The 23,972-nt window shown below is 31.6% G+C and carries 22 protein-coding genes and 3 tRNA genes; 15 read left to right on the top strand and 10 right to left on the bottom strand.

Going from position 1 to position 23,972, the window contains the following annotated elements; all coding sequences use genetic code 11:
• Nucleotides 1–71: 71 nt before the first annotated feature.
• A complete protein-coding gene (folK, locus tag G6N05_RS05940) occupies nt 72–1,208 on the top strand; it encodes a 2-amino-4-hydroxy-6-hydroxymethyldihydropteridine diphosphokinase (protein WP_166125696.1) in 1,137 nt (378 codons plus the stop codon).
• Nucleotides 1,209–1,306: 98 nt separating this feature from the next.
• Here the strand turns inward: folK and G6N05_RS05935 are convergent, their stop codons facing one another.
• Complete coding sequence (locus G6N05_RS05935; protein WP_166125694.1) at nt 1,307–1,834, bottom strand: RNA methyltransferase; 528 nt, start codon at nt 1,832–1,834, stop codon at nt 1,307–1,309.
• A 235-nt stretch (nt 1,835–2,069) separates the two neighbouring features.
• Between G6N05_RS05935 and mutS the strand changes: the two genes are divergently transcribed.
• From mutS to G6N05_RS05905, 6 genes are all read left to right on the top strand, one after another.
• Nucleotides 2,070–4,637, top strand: a complete 2,568-nt coding sequence (mutS, locus tag G6N05_RS05930; protein WP_166126019.1) for a DNA mismatch repair protein MutS — start codon at nt 2,070–2,072, stop codon at nt 4,635–4,637.
• 154 nt (nt 4,638–4,791) lie between these two features.
• Nucleotides 4,792–4,864, top strand: a tRNA-Gly gene (locus G6N05_RS05925).
• A 16-nt stretch (nt 4,865–4,880) separates the two neighbouring features.
• Nucleotides 4,881–4,966 (top strand) — tRNA-Leu (locus G6N05_RS05920).
• A gap of 54 nt (nt 4,967–5,020) precedes the next feature.
• Nucleotides 5,021–5,106, top strand: a tRNA-Leu gene (locus G6N05_RS05915).
• Nucleotides 5,107–5,232: 126 nt separating this feature from the next.
• Complete coding sequence (locus tag G6N05_RS05910) at nt 5,233–5,598, top strand: DUF1508 domain-containing protein (protein ID WP_166125692.1); 366 nt, start codon at nt 5,233–5,235, stop codon at nt 5,596–5,598.
• Between the two features lie 45 nt (nt 5,599–5,643).
• The gene (locus tag G6N05_RS05905) at nt 5,644–6,507 is read left to right on the top strand and encodes an SdiA-regulated domain-containing protein (protein ID WP_166125690.1); all 864 of its coding nucleotides are present in this window, start codon (nt 5,644–5,646) and stop codon (nt 6,505–6,507) included.
• Between the two features lie 102 nt (nt 6,508–6,609).
• On the opposite strand, the gene G6N05_RS05900 is transcribed toward G6N05_RS05905, so the two are convergent.
• The 4 genes from G6N05_RS05900 to G6N05_RS05885 all read right to left on the bottom strand — a co-directional run bounded on the left by G6N05_RS05900 (nt 6,610) and on the right by G6N05_RS05885 (nt 11,323).
• Nucleotides 6,610–6,840 carry a hypothetical protein gene (locus tag G6N05_RS05900; protein WP_166125687.1) on the bottom strand — a complete coding sequence of 77 codons (231 nt, stop codon included), beginning with the start codon at nt 6,838–6,840 and terminating at the stop codon, nt 6,610–6,612.
• A 138-nt stretch (nt 6,841–6,978) separates the two neighbouring features.
• Nucleotides 6,979–9,141, bottom strand: coding sequence for a S46 family peptidase (locus G6N05_RS05895; protein WP_166125685.1), 2,163 nt, complete (start codon nt 9,139–9,141; stop codon nt 6,979–6,981).
• A gap of 30 nt (nt 9,142–9,171) precedes the next feature.
• The gene (locus tag G6N05_RS05890) at nt 9,172–9,999 is read right to left on the bottom strand and encodes a hypothetical protein (protein ID WP_166125683.1); all 828 of its coding nucleotides are present in this window, start codon (nt 9,997–9,999) and stop codon (nt 9,172–9,174) included.
• Between the two features lie 64 nt (nt 10,000–10,063).
• Nucleotides 10,064–11,323 carry a 3-deoxy-D-manno-octulosonic acid transferase gene (locus tag G6N05_RS05885; protein ID WP_166125681.1) on the bottom strand — a complete coding sequence of 420 codons (1,260 nt, stop codon included), beginning with the start codon at nt 11,321–11,323 and terminating at the stop codon, nt 10,064–10,066.
• A gap of 97 nt (nt 11,324–11,420) precedes the next feature.
• Between G6N05_RS05885 and G6N05_RS05880 the strand changes: the two genes are divergently transcribed.
• The 3 genes from G6N05_RS05880 to G6N05_RS05870 all read left to right on the top strand — a co-directional run bounded on the left by G6N05_RS05880 (nt 11,421) and on the right by G6N05_RS05870 (nt 14,562).
• Nucleotides 11,421–12,551, top strand: a complete 1,131-nt coding sequence (locus G6N05_RS05880; protein WP_166125679.1) for a DegT/DnrJ/EryC1/StrS family aminotransferase — start codon at nt 11,421–11,423, stop codon at nt 12,549–12,551.
• Nucleotides 12,552–12,555: 4 nt separating this feature from the next.
• Nucleotides 12,556–13,569 (top strand): UDP-glucose 4-epimerase GalE, encoded by a 1,014-nt coding sequence (gene galE / locus G6N05_RS05875; RefSeq protein WP_166125677.1) that lies wholly within the window; start codon nt 12,556–12,558, stop codon nt 13,567–13,569.
• Nucleotides 13,570–13,668: 99 nt separating this feature from the next.
• Nucleotides 13,669–14,562, top strand: coding sequence for a DMT family transporter (locus G6N05_RS05870; RefSeq protein ID WP_166125675.1), 894 nt, complete (start codon nt 13,669–13,671; stop codon nt 14,560–14,562).
• A gap of 62 nt (nt 14,563–14,624) precedes the next feature.
• Here the strand turns inward: G6N05_RS05870 and G6N05_RS05865 are convergent, their stop codons facing one another.
• The 3 genes from G6N05_RS05865 to G6N05_RS05855 all read right to left on the bottom strand — a co-directional run bounded on the left by G6N05_RS05865 (nt 14,625) and on the right by G6N05_RS05855 (nt 16,266).
• Nucleotides 14,625–14,876: a hypothetical protein gene (locus tag G6N05_RS05865; protein WP_166125673.1), complete on the bottom strand. Its 252-nt coding sequence runs from the start codon at nt 14,874–14,876 to the stop codon at nt 14,625–14,627.
• Nucleotides 14,877–14,947: 71 nt separating this feature from the next.
• A complete protein-coding gene (locus tag G6N05_RS05860; RefSeq protein ID WP_166125670.1) occupies nt 14,948–15,733 on the bottom strand; it encodes an anti-sigma factor in 786 nt (261 codons plus the stop codon).
• 2 nt (nt 15,734–15,735) lie between these two features.
• Nucleotides 15,736–16,266, bottom strand: coding sequence for an RNA polymerase sigma factor (locus G6N05_RS05855; RefSeq protein WP_166125668.1), 531 nt, complete (start codon nt 16,264–16,266; stop codon nt 15,736–15,738).
• 205 nt (nt 16,267–16,471) lie between these two features.
• On the opposite strand from G6N05_RS05855, the gene G6N05_RS05850 reads away from it, so the two are divergent.
• The 5 genes from G6N05_RS05850 (at nt 16,472) to G6N05_RS05830 (ending at nt 22,914) form a co-directional block, all read left to right on the top strand.
• Nucleotides 16,472–17,926 (top strand): hypothetical protein, encoded by a 1,455-nt coding sequence (locus G6N05_RS05850; protein ID WP_166125665.1) that lies wholly within the window; start codon nt 16,472–16,474, stop codon nt 17,924–17,926.
• Nucleotides 17,927–18,111: 185 nt separating this feature from the next.
• The gene (locus G6N05_RS05845) at nt 18,112–18,762 is read left to right on the top strand and encodes a DUF4331 family protein (protein ID WP_166125663.1); all 651 of its coding nucleotides are present in this window, start codon (nt 18,112–18,114) and stop codon (nt 18,760–18,762) included.
• 22 nt (nt 18,763–18,784) lie between these two features.
• Nucleotides 18,785–19,333, top strand: coding sequence for a DUF4331 family protein (locus tag G6N05_RS05840; RefSeq protein ID WP_166125661.1), 549 nt, complete (start codon nt 18,785–18,787; stop codon nt 19,331–19,333).
• 81 nt (nt 19,334–19,414) lie between these two features.
• Entirely contained in the window at nt 19,415–20,707 is a 1,293-nt protein-coding gene (locus G6N05_RS05835) for a tetratricopeptide repeat protein (RefSeq protein ID WP_166125659.1), read from the top strand.
• A complete protein-coding gene (locus G6N05_RS05830; RefSeq protein ID WP_166125657.1) occupies nt 20,707–22,914 on the top strand; it encodes a TonB-dependent receptor in 2,208 nt (735 codons plus the stop codon). The genes G6N05_RS05835 and G6N05_RS05830 overlap by 1 nt, the downstream gene beginning before the upstream one ends.
• Before the next feature lie 74 nt (nt 22,915–22,988).
• Here G6N05_RS05830 and G6N05_RS05825 read toward each other — a convergent pair whose 3' ends face one another.
• Nucleotides 22,989–23,246: a hypothetical protein gene (locus G6N05_RS05825; protein ID WP_166125655.1), complete on the bottom strand. Its 258-nt coding sequence runs from the start codon at nt 23,244–23,246 to the stop codon at nt 22,989–22,991.
• Nucleotides 23,247–23,295: 49 nt separating this feature from the next.
• Complete coding sequence (locus tag G6N05_RS05820; RefSeq protein ID WP_166125653.1) at nt 23,296–23,964, bottom strand: peptidoglycan DD-metalloendopeptidase family protein; 669 nt, start codon at nt 23,962–23,964, stop codon at nt 23,296–23,298.
• Nucleotides 23,965–23,972 lie beyond the last annotated feature (8 nt).

Raw genomic sequence — 23,972 nt, 5'->3', positions numbered from 1 at the left:
TTGTTACATGTTCATAAAAAAATATTTTTTGTAAAGTATAAGTGTAAAATTGTTTGTTAATTTGTTGACAGATGAAGACACAAAATACAATTACACTTTCTTTAGGCACAAACATGGGGCACAAATTGGAAAATTTGATAACCTGTATTGATGCTATTCACCATACTATTGCTACCATAATTCAGGTTTCAAAAGTATATGAAACACCTGCTTGGGGTTTTGAAGGTGAAGCTTTTTATAATTGTGTGGTTATGATTCATACGCATAAATCGGCGCCAAAAATATTGAGTCAGATTTTAAAATTAGAAAAAGAGTTAGGTCGAATTAGAAGTCATTCTGGAAATTACGAATCAAGAAAAATTGATATTGATATTATTTCTTTTAACGATGATAGTATTGAAACGGAAAATCTAATTGTTCCACATATTCATTTACAGAACAGAAAATTTGTTTTGTTTCCTTTGCGAGATGTGGCTCCAAAATGGCAGCATCCAAAACTAAACAAATCTATTTCAGAATTGATTCTTTCTTGTGAAGACACTTCTGAAATTACAGAAATAGGACACTTAAAAAATCCAATAGAAAATTTAGATTTCCAACAACTGAATTATATCGCCATCGAAGGAAATATTGGCGCTGGAAAAACCACTTTAGCAACAAAAATTGCGGAAGATTGTAATGCTAAAACCGTTTTAGAACGTTTTGCAGATAATCCGTTTTTACCTAAATTTTATAAAGACCAAAGTCGATATGCGTTTCCTTTAGAAATGTCTTTTTTAGCAGATCGCTACCAACAATTATCGGATGATTTGGCACAATTTGATTTGTTTAAAGATTTTGTGGTGGCCGATTATCATATTTTTAAATCGATCATTTTCGCCAAAGTTACATTACAAGAAGACGAATTTCGTTTATACAAAACGATGTTTGACATCATGTACAAAGACATGCCAAAACCTGATTTATATGTGTATTTGTATCAAAACACCGAGCGTTTATTAGCCAATATCAAAAAACGTGGTAGAACTTACGAACAAGAAATTCCAGCTGAATATTTAGAAAAAATCAATCGTGGCTATTTAGATTACATCAAATCACAAGCCGATTTAAACGTATTAATTATTGATATTTCCGATTTAGATTTCGTAAAAAAACAACAAGATTTTGTTTTTATTTTGAATGAGATTCATAAGAAAATAGAAAATTAGTTCTCGAATTGTCAAACTGAACTTGTTTCAGTTTCTAAAATCAGATTAGATGCTGAATCAAGTTCAGCATGACAAAAAAATCTGTAAAATCTGTGTACCTATTTCAATTTCTGAAACAAATCCCAAATAACAATTCCAGCACTAACAGAAATATTCAACGAATGCTTACTTCCTAATTGCGGAATTTCAATCACGCCATCCGATAAATTAATCGCTTCTTGAGAAACACCTTTGACTTCATTACCAAAAATTAACGCATATTTGGTTTCCTTTTCAGGTTGAAAATTATCCAACATAATCGCATTTTCCGTTTGTTCAATCGAATAAATTTTAACGTTTTCTGCTTTCAATTTCGCCACTACTTCCAATACCTCTTTCGCGTATTCCCAAGTCACGGTTTCCGTAGCACCCAAAGCTGTTTTATGAATTTCCTTATTTGGCGGAACAGCCGTAATACCACATAAATAGATTTTTTCAATCAAAAAAGCATCTGAAGTTCTAAACACAGAACCAATATTATGCAAACTTCTAATATCATCTAACACAATAATAATAGGTGTTTTTTTTGCATCTGCAAATTCTTCTTTACTAATACGATTTAATTCGGCGTTGGCTAATTTTCTCATGTGGCAAAAGTAAGATAAATATGTAAATATTTTAAAACACAGATTTAAGAAATTTCCATAATTTTTATAATTCCTCCAATCTGTGTTCCCAACTTTTCAACTTAAAATTGAATTTCAACATTGTAATTGGTATTGAATTTTGAAATTACTAACTTCGCCAGCACTAAAATTTTACATTGTGGCTAAAAAATCAGCATCCGAAATCAAAGAGTCGACTCCAAAAGTATCGCCGTTAATGCAGCAATATAACACCATTAAGGCGAAATATCCTGATGCGTGTTTGTTGTTTCGAGTTGGCGATTTTTATGAAACTTTCGGAGAAGATGCCATTCGTGCTTCAAGAATTTTAGGCATTACTTTAACCAAACGTGGTAATGGAAGTGAAAGTGAAACAGCTTTGGCAGGATTTCCACATCATTCTATCAATACGTATTTACCAAAATTAGTCAAAGCCGGACTTCGGGTAGCCATTTGTGATCAATTAGAAGATCCAAAAATGACTAAAACCATTGTCAAACGTGGTGTTACGGAATTAGTGACTCCAGGAGTTTCTTTTAACGATGACATTTTACAATCAAAATCCAATAACTTTTTAGCAGCTGTATTTTTAGGTAAAAAAACCAACGGAATTACTTTTTTAGATGTTTCAACAGGTGAGTTTTTAACTGCCGAAGGAAACGAAGAATACATTGACAAGTTGTTGCAAAATTTCAGACCAAGTGAAGTATTGGTTTCGAAACAACAAAAAGCCGATTTCAAACACCATTTCGGAGAAGATTTTCATGTTTTCTATTTGGAAGATTGGATTTACAAAGAAGATTATGCTTTTGAAAGTTTAACCAAACATTTTCAAACTAATTCGTTAAAAGGTTTTGGTGTAGATGATTTCAACGAAGCGATTATTTCTTCTGGTGCGATTTTATATTATTTATCGGAAACACAACATAATAAAATTCAACACATTACTAACATTCAACGTATTGCAGAAGATGCTTATGTCTGGATGGACCGATTTACGATTCGAAATTTAGAATTATATCACAGCTACAATCCTAATGCGGTGACTTTAATTGATGTGATTGACAAAACGCTTTCGCCAATGGGTTCACGTTTGCTGAAACGTTGGTTGGCTTTACCTTTGAAAGACATCAATAAAATCAGAGGTCGTCATGAAGTAGTGGCGTATTTAAAAGAAAATTCGGAAGAGTTAAACCAAATTCAATATCAAATTAAACAAATTTCCGATTTGGAACGTTTGATTTCGAAAGTGGCGACTGGGAAAGTTTCTCCAAGAGAAGTGATTCATTTAAAAGATTCGTTGGATGCGATTATTCCAATCAAAACATTGGCTTTACAATCGAAAAACGAAGCCTTAAAAACCATTGGTGATAGTTTGCATGCTTGTGAATTGTTACGAGAAAAAATTGGTTCGACATTAAATCCAGATGCTCCAGTTGCGATTAACAAAGGAAATGCAATTGCAGTTGGCGTGAATGCAGAATTGGATGATTTAAGAACTATTTCTTCTACGGGAAAAGGGTATTTAGCGGAAATGGAAAAACGAGAAAGCGAAAGCACAGGAATTCCATCGCTAAAAATATCATTTAATAATGTTTTCGGTTATTATATTGAAATTCGAAACACACATAAAGATAAAGTTCCAACAGAATGGATTAGAAAGCAGACTCTAGTCAACGCTGAAAGATATATTACAGAAGAATTAAAAGAATACGAATCGAAAATTTTAGGAGCAGAAGATAAAATTTCGCAACTAGAAAGCATGTTGTACGAACAATTAGTAAATTGGATGGCAACTTACATAAAACCGGTTCAATTAAATGCCAATTTAATAGCACAAATCGACTGCTTGCAAAGTTTTGCCCAAATGGCCATCGAAAATAAATACGTGCAACCAGAAATTGATGACACTTTCGATTTAGAGATAAAAGAAGGGCGACACCCAGTTATTGAAAAGCAATTACCTGTTGGAACTCCATATATTTCTAACGATGTTTTTTTAGATAGAGAAACCCAACAATTAATTATGATTACCGGACCGAACATGTCTGGTAAATCAGCTATTTTGCGACAAACTGCCTTAATTGTATTGTTAGCGCAAATGGGAAGTTTTGTTCCTGCTGAAAATGTAAGAATGGGCGTGGTAGATAAAATATTTACTCGTGTTGGCGCAAGTGATAACATTTCTATGGGTGAATCGACCTTTATGGTAGAAATGAACGAAACCGCCTCTATTTTGAATAATATTTCCGATAGAAGTTTGGTGTTGTTAGATGAAATTGGAAGAGGAACCTCAACGTACGACGGAATTTCGATTGCTTGGGCTATTGCCGAATATTTACACGAGCATCCGAGTAAAGCCAAAACACTTTTTGCTACACATTACCACGAATTAAATGAAATGGAAGCTATTTTTGATCGCGTACAGAATTTTAATGTTTCGGTAAAAGAATTAAAAGACACCGTTTTATTCATTAGAAAATTGGTCAAGGGTGGAAGCGAACACAGTTTTGGTATTCACGTAGCAAAAATGGCTGGAATGCCGCAATTGGTAATTCAAAAAGCAGAAAAAATATTAAAAAAGTTAGAAAAAGACCATTCTGGAGAAGCTTTAAACGGAATTAAGGCCGAAAAAGACGAGATGCAATTGAGTTTTTTCAATTTAGATGACCCCTTATTGGAAGATATTAAGCAAGAAATTATGAATATCGACATCAATACTTTGACTCCAGTAGAAGCTTTGATGAAATTGAACGAAATAAAAAGAATGATTAGTAAAAAATAATTTGTTATAACATTTTCAATTTCAAAAGATTAAAGAAAAGGTTAAAAAAAGATTATATTTTTTTTTAAAAAAAGCACTTGTGATAATAAAAATATATTCTATATTTGCACTCGCAATAAGAAACTATTGCAAATGTTCATACAAATAAAGAAACGCGAAAATAGCTCAGCTGGTAGAGCGCGACCTTGCCAAGGTCGAGGTCGCGGGTTCGAGCCCCGTTTTTCGCTCTATAAATAAAATTTTGCTTGAGTGGTGGAATTGGTAGACACGCTGGACTTAAAATCCAGTGAGCAGTAATGCTCGTGCGGGTTCAAGTCCCGCCTTGAGTACTAATACTTTCCTTGGAAAGTACATCAAAATTTTAAATATATTACCAATAAGTTGCTTGAGTGGTGGAATTGGTAGACACGCTGGACTTAAAATCCAGTGGGTAGTAATGCCCGTGCGGGTTCAAGTCCCGCCTTGAGTACTAAAAGCTTCAAACTATGTTTGGAGCTTTTTTTTGTTTATATAAGTTTGAGAAGCTCTTCTCAAAGTTTCAAATTAAAATTTCGCAATTAAAATACTATATTGCATCAAAATACAATCACAACAAATGGCAACCTTTGTAATCAGTAAAAAACTTAGCGGACATTACAAATACGAACTAAATACTCGTAGAGGAAAAACCATATTTATTAGCAACGCTTTTGAATTGCGTTTTGAATGTGAAGACGAAATCGAATTACTTAAAAAATCAATTGATAAATTATTTTTTATGCGTTTTCGTTCGCCAGCTGGGAAATTCTACTTTAAAATCCTTTTAAATGACAAGGAATTAGCTGTTAGCCGAAAATACTCCACACAATTAATGCTTGAAAAAGGAATAACCGAAATTTTAAAGTATGGTGCTAAAGCCGAATATTTAGATTTCTCTAAATCTGAAGATATTTTTCCGCCAGCAGAAGATGTTTTTGGCTGAAAATTAAAAACGTTTTACTATATTTAGTTTTCAAAAACTCACATAATGAAACAATTACTTTCCATTTCCGCTTTAGTATTAGTTTTTTCTTGTAAAGAAACCAAACCTATTAATAAACTAGAAGAGCAATTTAGTTTTCCGAATAACTTAAAAGAAGTTTCTGGAATTTATTACAACTCCAATTCGAAATTAATCTGGTCCATTGAAGATAGTGGCAATGAAAACGAAATTTATGCTTTAGATTCTATCGGAAACATTATCAAATCAATTCAAATAACAGACATAAAAAATATTGATTGGGAAGACATCACTCAAGACAAAACAGGCAATATTTATATTGGTGATTTTGGAAACAACGATAATGAACGAAAAGATTTAGCTATTTATCAAATTTTAAGTTCAGATTGCAACAAAAACAAAGTAGAAACTTCTAAGAAAATTAGTTTCCATTATCCTGAACAAACTAGCTTTCCTCCAAAAAAGAAAGATTTAGTTTATGATTGCGAAGGTTTTTTTGAACACAACAACCACTTTTATTTATTTACCAAAAACCGTAGTAAAGATTTTGATGGCACCACTTCATTATATAAAATCCCGAATGAAGCTGGAAACCACGAAGCAAAGTTAATTGGAAAATTTATTACGTGTAATGAAGATAAAGTTTGTGCTATTACAAGTGTTGCCATTAGTCCAGACGAGAAAAAAATAGCCCTACTTACACACAAAAAAATTTGGATTTTATCTGATTTTACTTCTGATAATTTTACTTTAGGAAAATCAACAGAAATCGACTTAAAGCACCAATCTCAAAAGGAAGCTTTAACCTTTAAAACAAACAATACTTTATTAATTGCTGACGAAAAAGTAAAAAAAGCAGGAGGCAATTTGTACAAATTTGAATTGAAGTGATTTACCTAAAAACACGTTTCAACAGTTTAAAAATAAATTTTGAGCAAAAAAAAATCCCGATTTACATCGGGATTGATTTCTTTTCGAAAAGAAGGTCAAATATTAGTGTTTAACTTCTTCTTTAACTTCTTTAGCAGCACCTTCAACTTTTGCAGCAGCAGAATCAACTACAGTAGCAGCAGAATCAACAACAGCAGCAGCAGAATCAACAACAGCAGCAGCAGAATCAACTACAGCAGCAGTAGAGTCAGCGTTTACAGCCTCATCAGCTTTTTTGTTACAAGAAACTAATACTGCAGCAACGAATGCAATGCTTAAAACAACTTTTTTCATCTTAATTTTATTATAAAGGTTAATTATTTATGGAGCAAAGATATAAAAAAATTTAAATGACAAACAATTTTATTGCTTTTTTTTAAATTATTTTTTCTTTGTTGTCCGAATTGGTTTTTACAACTACCGTGCCAAAGATTATTTTTTAGCTTTTTTCGGTGTATTTGGCTGATTATAAATGATTTTCATTTCATCAATTAGATTTTTCGCCCCTGCAAACTTATCAATGATAAATAAAATATAGCGTGAATCAACCATAATATTCCTACAAATATCTGGAGAATAATACACGTCACTCATCGTTCCTTCCCACACTCTATCAAAGTTTAAACCAATCAGATTTCCGCTAGCATCTAAAGCCGGACTTCCAGAGTTTCCACCAGTAGTATGATTCGTCGCAATGAAAGCTACTGGCATCTTACCGTTTTCAGCATATTTACCGTAATCTTTCGCATTATATAGATCAATTAACTTTTGTGGAACATCAAACTCATAATCACCAGGAACGTATTTTTCCATTACACCATCTAAATAAGTAAACGGCGCATAAACTACTGCATCACTTGGTTTGTAACCTTTCACTTTTCCGTAAGTGACACGTAAAGTTGAATTCGCATCTGGGAAAATTCGAGCAGATTTTGGACTTAACTCTAAAATCGCTTTCATGTACGTACGTTGTGTCGCCACATTTTTTAAATTGATTTCATCATATTTTGGTGCTACATTTTTATTATAAGCTTCAGCAATTGTTTTCACAAATGCAAAACCTTTATCTTGATTTAATTTTTCTAAAACCGTTTTTGTATCGCCAGATAACAATTCTTTTAACCCATTATATGACGTTAGTTTTGAAGATTTAAAAATATCAGTAGCAACTTGCGTCGCATTAACTCCTTTTACACTTTCTGGCAAAAATTGTTGTGGCGATTTTTTACTGTAAATATCAATTAGTTTTTCGAACACTTTTTCATCTACTTGCGCATTGAAATCTTTATATAATGGCTCAAAACTCTCCATTAAATTCTTTTTTCTATCATTGAAAGCTTGTTCTCCTTTTGAATTATAAACTTGCTCCAATTGAAACAACTTGTACCCAAAAGATAAAATTTCTGTATTTCTTAAAACCACTTCTGTATAATAATCTCTTGCAATAGCATATTCTTTAATTTCAGCATAGTTTTTAGCAAAATCCGACAACAAAGTTCCGTATTCAGCTTGTTTACCCGCTTTTGCAATTTTATCTGTTAAATCTTTTTCAAATTTTTGCTTTGCTCCTACTGCATTCGCTTTTATTAAACCTTTACGTTCCCCAATCCATTTTTTCCAATAATTAGCAACTCCAGCATATTTTGAAGCATATTGAATTTTAATCGCTTGATCTTTTCTCATGAAACCATCTTGTACTTTCAAAGCCGCATCACGTACTTCTATACGAGCTGGATTTAAATCGTTGACCATTTGTTCTACAGCATAAGAAGGCAAATATTCTGTAGTTCTTCCTGGATAACCTAAAACCATTGTAAAATCATTTTCCTTAATTCCTTTTGCAGAAACTGGAAAAAAGTGTTTCGGTGTATAAGGCACATTATCTTTTGAATATTCTGCCGGACGATTATTTTTATCTGCATAGACTCTAAACAAAGAGAAATCTCCTGTATGACGAGGCCAAACCCAGTTATCTGTATCTGAACCAAATTTTCCAATTGAACTTGGCGGCGCACCTACTAAACGAACATCTTTAAAATTTTCTGTTACGAATAACAAATACTGATTTCCATCGTAAAAAGAACGAACTAAAACATCTTGCCAAGCTTCTTTTTTAAAAGTTTTAGAAATTTCCGCAATGTTTTGTTGAATTTTTTTCTGTTTATCCGCTTCTACTAACGATTCGGTTCCTGATAAAATTGTAGTCGTCACATCATTAATACTCACAATAAAAGTCACTACCACACCTGGATTTGGTAATTCTTCTTCCATTTTATAAGCCCAAAATCCGTTAGCTAAATAATCGTGTTCTACAGTTGAGTGACTTTGAATATTATCGTAACCACAGTGGTGATTGGTCAACAACAATCCTTTTGAAGAAATCATTTCAGCTGTACAACCTCCATCAAATTGAGGAACGGCATCTTTTAATGAAGAATGGTTAATCGAGTAAATTTGTTCTGCTGTAAGTTTTGAACCTAAAGCTTTCATTTCGTTTTCGTTCATTCCTTTCAACAAAGAAGGAATCCACATTCCGCCTTGTTGCGCATTGACTTGAACAATAAATAGTAGTAAGAATAATTTTAAGAATTTCATAATTGTATATATAAAGTTAAATTGTATTTTTTAATAATATTCATAATGATATTCATATACCACTCCTTGTTTTGATAATTTCACCAATAATCCTTGTAAATTATACTCTAATTTATACTTATAAATAATGGGTTCTAATTTTTCATTTTTATAATACGAATCATGTACCTGGTTAATCTCTTTGATAAACACATTATTCTCATCAAAAACATATTCAAATTTCTCCACATGCTTTTGAAATGATTTTTCATATTCGTAAGACGCTATCAAATGTTGATAAGTATTTTTTGGTAGATAATTACAAACAAAATTTGACGGGTATTTATCTTTATCAAAAAAAACATGATTCAATCCATTGTTTTTGTAGGTTGATTCGGTAATAATTTTACCATTTTCGTTTTTACGAGCCACTTTTGAAATAGTATCCTCTGAATAAAATAATTCATAAGTAACAATTTGTTGCTTCGGTTTAAGATTGAAAACAGCTTCTAACTCTTTATCTCCAAAAACAAAATTTTTGTAATACTTACTATCCTTGTTTTTTACATATACATCTTTAACCTGAGTTACTTTGCCCAAAGAATCATATGAAAAACCTGTTGTTAATGCATATATTGTTTCCGTTGGAAAAGATATCGCTTTAGTTTTACCGTCTTTGTAAAATTCAAATTTATTTTTCCATCTATTTTCTCCATAACTTATAAAATATGTTGTTCTAGATTTTACTTTATTAGTTACATATATACTATCAGATTGTTGCAAAAAAATAAAACTATCATCGTCAAATCTTTCTCTAAATTGAGCAACAATTGTTTGTGAAACACACAAAATAAAAATAATTAATCTAATTTTAACCATAATGAAAAAATAAAGTTTGTAAGTTACGTTTTTAATAAAATAGTGTAAAAATTTTAAGTTTTTGTTAAGAAATATATTTTAAAATACTATTTGTTGCGCCTTTATTCATTTGAACAAATGTGCTACAAATATGACCTTTTTCATAACGTTCGTCTTCATTTTGAAGCAATAAGCTTAACGCTTCATTTAATTCTGTTTGATTTTTTATAGAAATACAACCTTCCAAACCAACCAAAGCAGTTGCTTCTGCAAAATGAGAATAATTCGAACCAATTACAATCGGAATTCCAAAAGTAGCAGGTTCTAAAATATTATGAACTCCCGGATTTCCAAAACCACCACCAACGTAGGCAATGTCAGCATATGAATATATTTTGGTTAAAATTCCGATGGTGTCGATGATGAAAACGTTATACGTATCTAATGAAATACTTTTGTCATTCTGAACTTGTTTCAGAATCTCGTCTTTCTCAGAATATAATACTGCTTTCTTCGTAATGGATTGTTGCAAATTCTGAATTTGTTCCGATTTAATATTATGTGGTGCAATAATAAATTTTACGTTATCCGCAGCTTGGTTAATAAAGTTCACCAATAGTTCTTCATCTTTCGGCCAGCTACTTCCAATTACAATTGTAGTTTGATTGTTTTTAAATTGTTCGATAAAATCTAAAGTATTGTCTTTTTCTAATATCGCCACTACTCTATCAAAACGTGTATCGCCTGAGACTTTTACATTCGTAAAACCGATAGATTGCAATAAAATTTTAGATTTCTCATTCTGTACAAAAAAGTAATCGAAGGTCTTTAAAGCGTTTCTGTAAAATCCGCCATACCATTTAAAAAAGACTTGCTTTTCGCGGAAAATTCCAGAAATTAAATAAGTTGAAATAGTTCTTTGTTTTAATTCGTTCAGATAATTTGGCCAAAATTCGTACTTAATAAAAAATACTTTTTCTGGATGAATTAAATCTAAAAATTGCTTCGCATTGGCTTTTGAATCTAATGGTAAATATACCGTAACATCAGCAATGGCATTATTTTTTCGAACCTCATAACCTGAAGGCGAAAAAAAAGTAACTACAATTTTATGATGTGGAAATTGTTCTTTTACTTTTTCAATCACAGGCAAACCTTGTTCATATTCTCCTAAAGACGCAGCATGAAACCAAAACACCTTATCTTCTGGATGAATTTTATCTTTTAAAGTTGGAAAAACCGACTTTCTACCTTCTACAAATAATTTCATTTTCGGGCTAAAAATCGCCAAAAGTTTTAAAATTTGAGCCGCAAAAAGCACAACAAGGTTATAAATAAATAGCATATAAATATTTTATGAGGCTAAATTACGTTTCTTTTATGTAACACAAAAAATGTAAGCAGAATTTCTTACTTTTGCTACACTTAATTATATTAGGATTATGAAAAAACTACAAATGGTTGACTTAAAAAGTCAATACGAAAAAATAAAAGAAGAAGTTAATGCTTCTATTCAAGACGTTTTAGAAAACAATACTTATATAAACGGACCTTTAGTACATCAGTTTCAAGCTGATTTAGAAAAATACTTAGGTGCAAAACACGTTATTCCTTGTGCAAACGGAACTGACGCGCTTCAAATTGCGATGATGGGATTAGGTTTACAGCCAGGCGATGAAGTAATTACTGCCGATTTCACGTTCGCGGCAACAGTTGAAGTAATTGCTTTATTGCAATTGACACCAGTTTTAGTGGATGTTAACATGAACAACATGAATATTTCGCTTGAAGGAATCAGAAAAGCGATTACTCCAAAAACAAAAGCTATTGTTCCTGTACATTTATTTGGTCGTGCTGCGAATATGGATGCGATTATGGAAATTGCCAACGAACATAATTTATATGTAATTGAAGATAACGCTCAAGCGATTGGCTCGAATTATACCGATAAAAATGGTAAAAAATCTAAAGTTGGAACTATCGGACAAGTTGCGGCAACATCCTTTTTTCCATCTAAAAACTTAGGTTGTTATGGAGATGGTGGTGCAATTTTTACTAACGATGATAATTTAGCTCACATTATTAGAGGAATTGTAAATCACGGAATGTACGAAAGATATCATCATGATGTTGTAGGTGTAAATTCACGATTAGATAGTATTCAGGCTGGAGTTTTAAAAGCCAAATTACCAAATTTAGACGCTTACAATTTAGCTAGAAAAACAGCTGCAAAAAAATACAACGAAGCACTTTCTGTAAATAGCAATATTGTTGTTCCAAGTTTTGATTTTAATGGTGACGATCACGTATTTCACCAATATGTAATTAGAATTACGAATGGAAAACGTGATGCTTTATTAGCACATTTACAAGAGAAAGGAATTCCTTGTGCGATTTATTACCCAATTCCATTACACAGTCAGAAAGCGTATGCAGATATTCGTTATAAAGAAGAAGATTTCCCAGTAACTAACCAATTATGTAAAGAAGTAATTGCTTTACCAATGCATACCGAATTAGACGACGAACAAATTAAATTTATTACCGATACGGTTTTAGAATTTTTAAAATAAGAAAATGAAAATAGTAGTAACAGGAGGTTTAGGTTTTATTGGTTCGCACACCGTTGTTGAATTACAAAATAAAGGTTTCGAAGTGATTGCGATTGACAATTTATCCAATTCTTCCATTGAAGTTTTAGATGGAATTGAGCGCATTACAGGTAAAAAACCAACTTTCGAAAACATTGATTTAAGAGAAAAAGCTGCTGTTCAAAATTTCTTTAAAAAACATACAGATATTTCTGGAGTAATTCATTTTGCTGCTAGTAAAGCAGTTGGCGAAAGTGTTGAAAATCCGTTATTATATTACGAAAACAACATTAATGCTTTGGTTTATGTGTTGCAAGAAATTACGCAATTAGAAAACTCGAATTTCATTTTTAGTTCTTCTTGTACGGTTTACGGTCAAGCCGAAGTGATGCCGATTACTGAAAACGCTTCAGTGCAACCAGCCATGTCACCTTACGGAAATACAAAGCAAATTGGAGAAGAAATTATTACAGATGTCGCAAAAGTTACGAAAATGAATTCGATACTTTTAAGATATTTCAATCCAATTGGCGCACATGCATCGGGTGAAATTGGCGAATTACCATTAGGCGTTCCACAAAATTTAGTGCCTTTTATTACGCAAACTGCTTTTGGTTTACGAAAAGAACTTTCGGTTTACGGAAATGATTATCCAACATCAGATGGAACTGCAGTTCGTGATTATATTCATGTGGTCGATTTAGCCAAAGCACACGTTATTGCAATGCAACGTTTGTTGAATAATAAAAATATCGATAAAGTTGAAACTTTCAATTTAGGAACAGGAACTGGAAGTTCGGTTTTAGAAGTAATTCACTCTTTTGAAAAAGTTTCTGGACAAAAATTAAATTATAAAATTGTGGGAAGACGTGAAGGTGACATTACTGAAGCTTACGCCAACACTGATAAAGCCAACACCATTTTAGGATGGAAAGCCAATTTAAGTTTAGATGAAAGTTTAGCTAGTGCTTGGAAATGGGAACAGAAGATTAGGAGTTAGTTTTCAGTCTCAGTTTTCAGTCTCAGTCTCAGTCTCAGTTTTCAGTTTTCAGTTTTCAGTTTTCAGTTTTAAAAAAAAATACTTAAATAAAAATAATAAATGCCTAAAAATTTAGATGTCAAACTAATACTTTCCATGATTATTGTGGGGTTAGTTTGGGGAACCACCTTTTTAGGTATTTCTGTAGCTGTTGAAACCATTCCGCCGTGGTATTCCACTACCATAAGAAATTTTATTGCAGCTTCTATTATCTTTATCATCCTTCTTTTTCAAAAAGAATTCAAATGGATTGGTTGGAAATCTTTAAAACAACAACTTATTTTATCTGTTTTAATGTTAGTGTTCGCTAATGGTTTTACTACAGTTGCCGAACAAACCTTACCTTCTGGATTAACTTCTATTATTAGCGCCATTAATCCGGTAATTATCTTTTTATTGAGTATTGGATTTCAATTACAAAAACCAACAATAAAAGGTTTTTTAGGTGTTTTATTAGGTTTTTCAGGTGTGCTTTTTATTTTTAAAGATGGCTTGGGCGATATTTTAAATCCAAATTATAAAACTGGCGTGTTATTTTTAAGCATTGCTATTTTGAGTTGGGGTTTTGGTACTATTTATTCTAAAAAAATTAGCAGTCAACCCAATAATTTGATGCTCAATTTATTTTATCAATTTATACTAGCTGCTGCCATTCAAATTGTGATATCACTTATACTTTATCCTAATTCTGAAATTGAAACTTGGTCGATAAAAAGTATGGCAGCCGTAATCTATTTAGCTGTATTTGGATCTGTAGTTGCCATGTTTAGTTACCAATATGCATTGCAGAGAGTTACTCCTATTCAGGTTTCTATTTTAACTTATGTAAACACAATAATTGCGGTTTTCTTAGGTTGGTATTTAAATCATGAAGTAGTAACCAAAGATTTTATTATTGCCGTGATTCTAATTATAATTGGCGTTTTCGTGATTAATTATAAAGGTAAAAAGTAACAAAAACCTTTATTTATACAAACAAAAAAATCCCAACTTTCATTGGGATTCCATTCAAAGAATTACTTTTTAGAAGCTTCTTTCAATTTTTCTGCAGCTTCATCTAATTTCTCAGCACCTTTCTCAAGAGCTTCTCCAGCTTTTGCTTGAGTAGAATCAACAGCTTTGTCTAATTTTGCGGCAGCCGTGTCAATCACTTCTTCCGTTTTAACTTCCAAAGAGTCTACTTTGTTTTCTAATTCTTTTTTGTTTTTGTCCTCGCAAGAAACTAAAACTGCAGCAACGAATGCTAAACCTAAAATTGCTTTTTTCATTTTGGTTGTGATTTAATAAGTTATTATTTTTTGAACTTATAAATCGATATTCAAATTGCGTGCCAAAAAATTTAAACTTTTCCTAAAGTATATAATTGTTCCATAGTTGGTGTTTTACTTCCGCCTGCTGGCTCTAAAGTAATACCGAAAGCTTCCGCTCCAACTGTTCCATCAACTTCAATTAAATATTTCATTTTATCTTCCGCATTGTCAATTAAACCAATACTTGTTGGTGTTAATGTTGGCGCTAATTTTAGTGACCAAACTTGGTATACCATTCCGTCTGGCGGGGTTGGCAAACTAGATGCGTCAATAAAAACTTTATTTGTTTTATTGTTCCAATATACTTTTGCAGAAGATGTTGGTGAAATCGCTTGACCTGCTAATTTTACAACCACATTATTTTCATCTTTTAGCACTGAATAGGAAGTGTTAATTTGATTGTTTAATTTTTCCTTTGTTGAAACTGTTTGTTCTAACGTGTTTTTTTCGTTTAACAAATTGTCAATTTCGCTTACGTTATTTTGTTGTAAATTAAACAAATAGCCACAACTCAATAAGAAAACTGCAGCAGCTGTCCAACCAATATATTGACTTAAATTCGATTTTGGTTTTAACGGAACAACTTTCGTATCAATATCTAATTTCTGCTTGATTTTATTATAATTTTCTGCAGATAATGTTGGCGCAAAACTAGAAGACAAAGCAATAACAGATTTCTCTATAGAAATGATTTCGTTTTGAACAGCAGCATCTTGAGTAGCAATTTTAGAAATTTCAGTCGTTTCTGATTCAGACAATAATCCGAATACATACAACTCTAAATTACCAGATTCTATTAATTCTTTATTTTTCATATCTATACTTGTAAATAAGTTCTTAAATCGTTTATACAAGTTCTATTTAAAGTTTTTACTGTACCTAATGGTATTTCAAGTTCCTCAGAAGTTTCCGCCTGAGTATATCCTTTAAAAAATAATAAATCTATAATTTGAATACATTTTGGTTTTAGTTTTTTAATAAACTCACTAACACCAATAATATCAATTTTATTCATAAACTTATTCTCGTTATCTATAATACCTACGAAATTATCTAACTCTTGGTTTTTTAACGACTTATTATATCCTTTAGAACGCATTTTATCTATGGTTGTGTTTCTTGTGATGTTTAACATCCAAGTATACAACCTTCCTTTGTCGCTATTATAAGAATCAATATTCGACCAAATTTTCACAAATACATCTTGTAAAACGTCTTCTGCTTCTTCTCTATTTTTTATTAAATTAGTAATAACAGCAAACAAACTCTTTGAATACATATTATACAAATACGTATAAGCCTTGCCATCTTTCTTTTCAATTAGACTTAAAACTTCTTCTTGACTCATTAGATTATTTTTTATGTTTTTACAAATCTATATAAAATTATTCTAAATAAACCCTAGTTTTAAATATTAACAAATTTTATACTCTGTTTTACCTTGTTAAAAATAATACTATTTAAGTATCCGAAAAAAAAATAAAAGATTTTAAAACCAAGGAATTCTTTTTCTCGTACATGAGTAAAATGAAATCTTAAAAATAAAAAGCGATATGAAAAATTTACTATTTACAATCACCCTATTAACCATGAATTTTATGAGTGCGCAAGTTGGAATTGGCACAACTGTTATTCAAAATGGTGTTGAATTACAAATTGAAAGTAACAATAAAGGTTTACTTATACCAAGAGTAGCTTTAACAACAACTTTACTTGCAGCACCAGTTGGCCCAGCACCAATTGCAACAGGAATTTTAGTATACAATACTGCTACTTCTGGAATAGGAATTACAGGTGTTACTCCAGGTTTTTATTATTGGTCGGGTACAGAATGGACAGCTTTAAAATCAACTGCAGGACAAAACTGGAGTTTGACAGGAAATGCAGGAACTTCTCCTGGCACACAATATTTGGGAACTTCTGACAATCAGAATTTACAAATCAGAACTAATTCTGCTCTAAGAATGACTGTAGAAAATGACGGCCAAGTAATTGTCGGAACAGGAACAGCACAAACTAATACGCTAACAACTATAAATGCTGGAGCGGCACAAATTGGATTGTTTGTAAACAGTTCTAATTCTGCAAGAACAATACGTGCATTAAACGCAACTAATACTATGTTTGTTATTGATGGTGGAAATTTAGATGCTAACGGCGGAAGAGGCGTTATTGGTATTAGTGCTAATCCAGCAGCAAATGCAACTTCAACAGTAATGGGCGTACTTGGTGTAGGTGGTAGAACCACATTTACAGAATTACCAGGAGAATCAATAGGAACTTCTGGACAAGGAACAACTGGAATTTTTGCAAGAGGAGTTGGAAAAGGAGCTGGTGTAGATTATACTGCTGGATATTTTGAATACGATCAAGATGACAATTTAACTACAAGCAATGGCCCTTTTGCCAGAATTGCAGGTAAAGATGTGAATTATTTTACCGGTGGTTCAGCTGCAGCTAGAGATGTAACTTATGGTGGTTATTTTGATGCCAATACCTCTACAACAGATTTTGTTTTTGTTGGAGCAAAAAATAATGGAACTTCTTATAAAGTTTTAGGTGGTGGTTCTGTATCAACTATGGTGAAAGATGACGAAGGAAATAACAGAATTTTACACGCAACAGAAACACCAGAAATATTATTTGAAGATTTTGGAACTGGAAAATTAGTAAATGGTGAAGCCTATATTTCAATTGACAAATTATTAAGCAAACACATTTATGTAGATGAAAAACACCCCATGAAAGTTTTTATTCAATTAGAAGGAGATTGCAATGGCGTATTTGTAACGGAAAAAACAACAAACGGTTTTAAAGTAAAAGAATTAGGCAAAGGAAAATCAAACGTATCCTTTTCATGGAATTTAGTTGCTAACAGAGCAGATGTATTAGATACTAACGGAAAATTAGAATCCAAACATGTTGATGTTCGTTTCCCAATAGGACCAAACAAATTAAACACAGAAAAACAAGTAGAAAGAAAATACGAAGTTAAAGACCGAGAATAATTAATATAGTATTAGTCAAATAACAATCCCAATTATGCAAATAGTTGGGATTTTTTTATTTCATCACGTTAAAAAAAACTTCATAAAGTCTTTAAAAACAATACTTCGTAAAATAATTTACTTTTTTTAAAACCAAGAACAAACTTTTTCCGTAAGTGTATATATAATCATTAAACTTAAACAAAATGAAAAAATCAAAATTGTACATAAGCCTTTCGTTAGTAGCGATAACAGGTTTATTATTAGTAGCGGCAGATCATATTGATTCGCCAGGTGTTTCAAACACAGGAAACGACATTACAGATGTGTATGCGTTTCAAGGTGCTGACACAAACAACTTAGTATTTGTTGTAAATACGCAAGGATTACTTACACCTGGAACAACAGGAGCAGCAACATTTAAAGAAAATGTACTTACAGAAATTAACATTGACAACAATGGTGATAATGTAGAAGACTTAGTAATTCAAGCTATTAAAAGAGGAAACAAAATGCACTTTTTCGGACCAGTTGCTCCAGGAACTCCAGGAACAAGCAGTACGATTAAAACTTCAAACGCTGCGGGTTCTGTAGAAATTTCTACATATGGAAACGCTGCAATGACTTCAACTTCTGGTGGAATGAAATTTTTCGCTGGACCAAGAGATGATCCATTCTTTTTTGATTTAGGTCGATTCCAAGCCATTTTAGGAGGGTCTGCACCAGGATTTAACAACCCAGGAACTGACACTTTCGCAGGAACAAATGTATTATCAACTGTTATTGAAGTACCAAAATCAATGTTAGGATCAAGTAGTTCAATTAACGTTTGGGCTGAAACTAAAGAAAAACAATAATTAATTTTTAAATCGAAATAAAATGAAAATAAATGCTATAAAATTTCTGACTTTATCAATTCTTACAGCTACTACATTTGTAAGTTGTAATAATGATGACACAATGGTTGCTGAAGAACAAACGGATTTCTCAGGAACTTACGTACAAAAAGATCAAATGGCTCGTCCTGCAATTAACACAGTTTTTATTGCTTCAGGAGCTCCAAAAGATGCTTTTAACACAACTACTCCTTCTGCAATGGGAGCCAATTATCAATCGGTATTTCAATCGAGATTATTAGCTTTAAATTCTGGTTATACCACTAACGCTTTAGGACAAACTGCAACTCAATTAACAACTTTATTAGCTACTGACGTATTAGGCGTATCTAAAACTGGAACAACAACATTTTTTGATGGAACTAATGTTTTAACAGGAAGAGCTTTAGCAGATGATGTTATTGACACGGAATTATTACTAATTTTTGGTGGACCAACGGGTGGATCAAATCCAGGTTTAACTTCAGATAATGTTGGTGCAAACGACAAAGCATTTTTAACTTCATTCCCATACCTAGCAGCTGCTTGGTAAAATATTTAAAAGCGTGCATAAGTAAAATTGTGCACGCTATTTTTTTCAAAAAACTAAACTAAAAAACTAAAAACCACAACAATGAAAATATCTAATCTTCTAAAAATTATAGTTTTTACAATTAGTATATCTAGTTGTACAAACGAAAAATCTAAAGTAACAAAAGCATCAGATTACAATACTTACTTAAAAACTTCTGAAAATAAAAACATACAACTAGCCCATACAGAAATTGATTTTTGGCAAAAAAAATATGATATTGATCCAAATCAAACTAGTTATTTAGTTCAATTATCAGGTTACTATACTTCTTTATTTGAAGCTACTTTTGAAGTCAATGATCTATACAAAGCAGAAGAATTATTAGTAAAAGTTAATTCCGATTTAAAATATACCGAAGTTGGACCAATTCGTGCTTTAGCAAAAAATTATATCACACAACATCGCTTTAGAGAAGCTTTAACTTTAGCAAACAAAGCTTTAAAAATTGGTGAAGGTTTCAAGGAAACTCAAAAACTTCTTTTTGATGTGAATATGGAATTAGGAAATTATACAGACGCCAAAAAAAACTTATCCAAATTTTACAATACAGAAGATTTCGATTATTTAATCAGAATGGCAAAATGGAACGATCACATTGGTGATTTACCAACGGCAATTACTTTAATGGAAAAAGCGACAAAAAAAGCCGAATTAAACGACAACAAAACTTTAAAAATTTGGTCGTATTCTAATTTAGGAGATATGTATGGTCATGCTGGAAGAATTTCTGATAGTTATAATTATTATTTGAAAACACTTAAAGAAGACGAAAATAATTATTACGCTTTAAAAGGAATTGCTTGGATTGCCTTTTCACACGAAAAAAACACGAAAGAAGCCAACCGAATTATTGATATTATTGCTAAAAAACACAATTCACCAGATTTTAAATTATTTAAAGCTGAACTAGCAGAATTCAACAAAAACGAACAAGAAAAAAACAAACATATACTAGATTATTTCGAATCCTTAAAAAACAGAAATTATGGAGTAATGTATAACAAATACAATGCTATTTTATTAGCTGATAATAAGAAAGATGCTGTAAAAGCCTTAGAAATTGCCTACCAAGAAATTAAAAACCGACCAACCCCAGAATCATACGATTTATTAGCTTGGGCGAATTTTAACTTAGGAAATACGAAAAAAGCGTTAGATATTTGTGAAAAACATATTATAAACAAATCATTTGAACCAGAAATAAATTACCATTTGGCAGAAATTTACAAAGCCAATAAAATGACTGATAAAATCAAACCATTTAAGGAAGATTTATTATCAAGCATTTATGAGTTAGGTCCAAATATGAAAGAAAAAATTGAAAAATTATAATGAAAAACGTATTTCAAATAGTTGTATTATTACTAAGTACGATTGCTTTTTCTCAACAAAAAGAAGGTGTAGTTACTGATACGTTAGGCAACACAATTGAAAATGCTTACGTATATAACGAAACCACAAAGTCACACGCGCATACCAATGAAAACGGTCAATTCATTTTAGATAAAACTTCAGATAATGACGTATTAACTATTACTGCTTTAGGTTTTAAGAAGAAAACGCAATTGGTAAATGGTTCAGAAAAAACTATTATTTTAACCAGTTCTTCTTTTAATATTGAAGAAATAGTTATTTCGAAAAAGAACAATGCCATTTCACAAATTATGAAGTTGGATTTGCAAAATTCACCTGTAAATTCTTCGCAAGAAATATTGCGAAAAGTACCAGGTTTATTTATCGGACAACACGGTGGTGGCGGAAAAGCAGAACAAATATTTTTACGTGGATTTGATATTGACCACGGAACAGACATTGCACTTTCTGTAGACGGAATGCCCGTAAATATGGTTTCTCACGCGCACGGACAAGGTTATGCAGATTTGCATTTTGTAATACCAGAAACGTTAGATAAAATTGATTTTGGTAAAGGAAGTTATTATGCCAATAAAGGTGATTTTGCCACAGCAGGTTACGTAGCTTTCAAAACAAAAGAAAAAATTGACAACAACTCCATTAGTTTAGAAGTTGGAAAATTCAACACAATCAGAACACTTGGAATGTTTAATTTATTACCAAACAACAACAAACAAAGTGCATTTATTGCTAGTGAATACATCACTTTTGATGGACCCTATGTATCAAGTCAGAATTTTAAAAGAATGAATTTATTCGGAAAATTTACAAATGTTTTAGAAGATAAAAGTAAGTTTTCAGTTACTGCTTCCCAATTTTCAAGTGAATGGACGGCATCAGGACAAATCCCTCAAAGATTAATAGATGCTGGAATTATATCAAGATTTGGAGCTGTTGATGACACAGAAGGCGGAAAAACTTCCAGAAGTAATTTGAATGTGGAATATTATAAACCAATTTCTGAAAACTTGTTTTTTAAAGGAAATACCTTTTATAATAATTACCAATTTGAGTTGTATTCGAATTTTACATTTTTCTTAGAAAACCCAATTGATGGTGATCAAATCAAACAAAAAGAAAACCGAACTATTTATGGTTTCAATGGTGAATTCAATAAAAAAATGGATAACTCTAAAAGCAGTTATCAAGTTGGATTTGGTTTAAGAACAGATGAAACCAAAGATTCAGAATTATCAAATACGAAAAACAGAACGACAACAATCAACCAATTAAAGTTGGGAAATATTAGTCAGAAAAATTATTTCAGTTATATTAATTCTGATATTGAATTAGGTAATTTCACTATTAATCCAGCGGTTAGATTCGATTATTTTCAGTTTTCTTATTTAGATAAATTATCGCCAACATTTCAAATTGACAATGAAGAAAAAGTGAAAATTTCGCCTAAACTAAACTTCCTTTTTGCTCCAAATAATAAGGTACAATATTTTTTAAAATCTGGTTTAGGTTTTCACTCGAACGACACTAGAGTTATTGTTTCACAAACAGATAAGAAAACGTTGCCAACCTCAGCTGGAGCCGATTTAGGAACCATTTTTAAACCTATGAATAATTTAATTATTAATAGTGCGTTGTGGTTTTTACAATTAGAACAAGAATTTGTGTATGTTGGCGATGCTGGAATTGTAGAACCAAGCGGCAAAACAAGAAGAATGGGAATTGATTTTGGATTTAGATATCAAATCTCAAAATTCATTAATTTGAATTCTGATATTAATTACACGTATGCCAGAAGTACTGAAGAACCTAAAGGACAAAATTACATTCCATTAGCACCAGATTTAACTTCAACAGGTGGAATTAGCGTTACGAATTACAAAGGATTTTCGTCAAGCTTAAATTACAGATATTTGAAATCACGACCAGCAAAGGAAGACAATTCAATTGTAGCAAAAGGTTATTTCGTGTCCGATTTTAATATGAATTACCAATACAAAAAAATAAATTATGGAATTGTAATTGAAAACCTTTTCAACACCAAATGGAATGAAACCCAATTTGCAACCGAATCACAATTACAAAATGAAACACAATCCGTTGAAGAAATACATTTTACACCAGGAACTCCCTTTTTTATAAAAGGAAAAATAACGTATACTTTTTAATTTATTATAATTGTTGTTGTTTTTTTTAGTTTGAAATCTCGTCTTGTTAACTTGACGAGATTTCTTTTTTAAAACTATTTCTTATCTGCTGATTCTTTTACTTTTTTCGCACCATTTTCAATCGCTTCGGCACCTTTTACGATAATTTTATTTGCTTTTTGTTTCACTTTAGCCGTGTCGATATATTTACCCACTTTGGCTTTGGTTTTTTGAGCTGCAGTTTTTACTTCTGCGCCTACTGCTTTACTTGCGTCTTTAACCTTTGCACGTGTTTCTTCTTTACAAGAAATTAAAGTTGCTACTACTAAAACTGAAAATAGTATTTTTTTCATCTTTTTGTCTTTGCGAGGAACGAAGCAATCTATTTCCTCTGATTTATATTTATTTTATTTTTAACAACCAATTGGGATCAGGACAATTTTCTTTATAAAAAGGAAGAGTTTTTTCACTACAAACTCCTGGATAATCTCCAAATTTTCCTTCCATATCGATAATAATTTGAAAGTGTAAATGTGGTGCATAATCGCCGTTAATTGGTGGTAAACCTAAAGTCGCAATTTGTTGTCCTTTTTGAATGGCATCTCCCACTTTTTTGCCTTCTAAACTTACTTCACTTAAATGTCCGTATAACGTATGAAACTTAACATCAGCTATTTGATGTTCTAAAATTATAGTCGGACCATAATCTCCTAAAGCGGTATTGTTTTGAAAACTATGAATTTTTCCATCCAAAGCAGCGAAAATTGGGGCTTGTTCGTTAATCCACAAATCTAAACCAATATGAATGTTTCTTTCTTCTATGTCTGGATTTTTAAAAACCGTACTTCTTTTATATAAATTTCGATTTTCTATATAACCACCAAACATAATTTTTCCCTCCTTCTTATCTAACTGATTTTGAATAAAAACTTCGTAATCTTGAGCCGTTTCTAATTTATGATTTTGTAATTCTGAATTCGTAACTGATAAATCTAATGCTACATATTCAGAATACTCAATTTCAGGAGAAATGACTTTCGCAGCTTCGATATTTTTAAAAAAGTGTTCCATTTTTCGTT

The sequence above is a fragment of the Flavobacterium bernardetii genome (assembly GCF_011305415.1).
GTDB lineage: Bacteria > Bacteroidota > Bacteroidia > Flavobacteriales > Flavobacteriaceae > Flavobacterium > Flavobacterium bernardetii.
Note: the sequence above shows the minus strand (reverse complement) of the source record. Positions and strands in the feature narration are given on the sequence as shown.